This window comes from Mesobacillus sp. (assembly GCF_049588175.1).
Taxonomy (GTDB): domain Bacteria; phylum Bacillota; class Bacilli; order Bacillales; family Cytobacillaceae; genus Mesobacillus.
In genome coordinates, this window is sequence record NZ_JBAVFI010000358.1 from 1 (window position 1) to 2,056 (window position 2,056).

At 38.0% G+C, this 2,056-nt stretch carries 2 protein-coding genes; both read left to right on the top strand.

All coding sequences use genetic code 11. The features are described from left to right. Nucleotides 1-315 (top strand): ABC transporter permease subunit (locus WB217_RS08895; protein ID WP_423992643.1); only part of this gene is annotated, 315 nt, incomplete at its 5' end. A gap of 165 nt (nucleotides 316-480) precedes the next feature. Next, nucleotides 481-1,959, top strand: coding sequence for a PAS domain-containing sensor histidine kinase (locus tag WB217_RS08900; RefSeq protein WP_423992645.1), 1,479 nt, complete (start codon nucleotides 481-483; stop codon nucleotides 1,957-1,959). Nucleotides 1,960-2,056: the final 97 nt, after the last annotated feature.

Genomic DNA, 2,056 nt, shown 5'->3' on the forward strand with positions numbered 1-2,056 from the left:
ATCGGCATGTTCATCCTCCAGCTGATCTTTTTGCTCATTGGAACGGCGGTAGCAGCTATTTTCAAACAAGCCAAAAAGGCCAATTCTTTATCGACCGGAATCCTGCTCATCTTTTTTATCCTATCCATCGCAATCGATATGAATGAAAAGCTGGAAGGATTGAAATATTTCACTCCGTTTAAATATTACGATGCGAAGGATCTATTGAATGAGGGAAATTTCGATTCCGTGTATCTTACCTTATCAATCATGCTCATTCTGATACTTACAGCAGCAACTTATCACTTTTATAGAAAAAGAGATATGAATGTTTAATAGGCATCCCGGGATTCCGGGACTTTTTTAAAATAAGAGAGATATATGACCTTAATGAAAATTGTAATCCATGTGATACCACACTTTGAAAAATACTTCTTTTGATAAATCGCAACTTTCTGTAAAATAGAGATGTAAAGTTTATGAAAGTTTGGAGAGATCTCTATGCGTAATAGTTTCCCTTTGTTTGGAACGGATGACGAATCAATTTATAATCCGGATGAGCTGCTAGATTTATTTTTAAATTGTACGGCTGACGGGTTTGCTATTGTCGATATGGAGAATCGCTTTGTAAGGATCAACCATATGTATACTGAAATTTTTGGCTATACAGAGGAGGACCTTATAGGAAAAACATTTTACGAGTTTTCGAATCCGGCTTTTGTTGGGGATCTTATGAATGATGTTAAGAATGGCAAAGCATATACCAACATGATCACTCAACGGTATCACAAAGACGGATCAATGCTGGATATAGCAGTTTCTTATTCTCCTTTCCGAAACAAAAAAGGGGAAATTATCGCGATCATTGCAATCTATCGTGATATTACTAGTATTGTGAGAATGGAAAATGAATTGCACAGGACTCGTGAACTCTACGAATTAATCACTGAAAATACTAGTGATATGATTAAAGTATTCACAAAGGATAAAAAAATCGTTTATGCCTCTCCATCACATGAAAAAGTAATTGGTCTTCCACCTGAAAAGATTGTTGGGAGAAATTTAGAGGAATTCTTATGTTCGGAAGAAGAGGCAATACTTGATAATAAAATCGATGAGATTCTGGAAACGGGTGAACCGCAGCTGCTCAGGAAAAAATTCAGGACAGTTGATAAGGAATCCGTTGTTTATACAGAATATAATATTTCACCGATTTATAATGAAAAAAAGGAAGTTGATTCCTTTGTAAGTGTCGGCCGGAATATTACCGATCGGGTGAAAAATGATGCAGCCATACGAAATTTGGACCGGCTGTCGATTACGGGCCAACTAGCTGCCGGAGTAGCACATGAAATCCGAAATCCGTTGACTGCATTAAAAGGGTTTTCCAAGTTATTGCAAACCAGCACAGATAAACAAAAACAGTCAGATTACTTGATGATCATCATGAACGAATTGGATAGAATCGATATGATTGTAAATGAATTTATGTCGCTGGCAAAGCCTCAGGCTGTTCAATTTGTAAAAGGGGAATTGTGTGCGATAGTGGACAGCACGATTAATGTCATTCATCCACAGGCAATATTGCATAACGTGCAGATCATAACAAATTATCCTCAAACCAAGGTTGAACTGCTGTGCAATCCGCATCAGCTGAAGCAAGTGTTTTTAAATTTCCTGAAAAACGCAATTGAATCTATGCCAAACGGTGGAAATATCGACATTGAAATCCAAATATACGAGGCAGGAAATGTTCAGGTCAGGATTACAGATGAAGGTCCCGGGATAGAAGCAGAATTAATGCGCCATCTTGGTACGCCGTTTTACACCACCAAAGATAAAGGAATCGGCCTGGGACTAACCGTCAGCAATAAAATCATCCAGGAGCACAACGGATCGATGAAGATCGAGAGTTCAGTAGGAAAAGGAACAACCATAAAGGTTGAACTTGATTACATTGTAAGTGCTTTTAATATATAGGATTTATTAAAAGTCAGTATTGATTTTTTAGCACCTGTGGATTGGAGCGGAGGGTACTCGACTCCTCCGAAAATGCTAACGCATTTCCATCGTGCGT

Bases quoted from the DNA above. Each gene is read 5' to 3' on its own strand.
- WB217_RS08900 (WP_423992645.1), top strand. From the start codon at position 481: ATGCGTAATAGTTTCCCTTTGTTTGGAACGGATGACGAATCAATTTAT.